This window comes from Shigella sp. FC1661, assembly GCF_001712525.1.
GTDB classification, from domain to species: domain Bacteria; phylum Pseudomonadota; class Gammaproteobacteria; order Enterobacterales; family Enterobacteriaceae; genus Escherichia; species Escherichia coli.
Genome location: NZ_MDGW01000465.1, coordinates 1 through 497, shown reverse-complemented (window position 1 = coordinate 497; position 497 = coordinate 1). Strand labels below are relative to the sequence as shown.

Below are 497 nucleotides of genomic sequence, written 5' to 3'. Positions count from 1 at the left end.
GGGAATATCTCCCCGGCAGCCTTCAGGGAAAAATATCATCAGATGACTGCTTAAAAAAAGAACAAATGGTAGTGTCCGCTATTGCCAGTACACCTCACTGAGCCGGAGATTCCGGATCAACGGCAATGCTGACCACCGTCTCTTCCTGTGGTGGATTCTGTTGCTGGTGGGCGTGAGGCAGCAGCGCAAGATTTTTTGTGCGCTGCTTCAGTATGCTGGTGGCGGTCTGCTCTCCCGGCACGATGTCGCTTTCACGGTACATTGAGCGGATTTTTTCCGCACGCAACCCCAGCGAACGACGTAATACCGCTTCCGGTAGCGCGTCCGCCACCTGATTGCGGACCGCCCACCAGGATAATTCAGCCAGAGATAATTCACGCTCCTGCGTACCGCTTATTGGTAAGCGTGCAGCAAGAACCGTATTGACGGGGATGTGTTATTCAGTCGGCAGTGCTACGCGCCAGGGGAGCAGTTCGCCGACCCGGTTTATCGGCCAG

Annotated in this window: 1 pseudogene; it reads right to left on the bottom strand. The window is 55.1% G+C overall.

Going from position 1 to position 497, the window contains the following annotated elements:
- Positions 1-103: 103 nt before the first annotated feature.
- Positions 104-397: pseudogene (locus tag BFF42_RS20625) on the bottom strand (DUF968 domain-containing protein); the annotation flags it as partial.
- Positions 398-497: the final 100 nt, after the last annotated feature.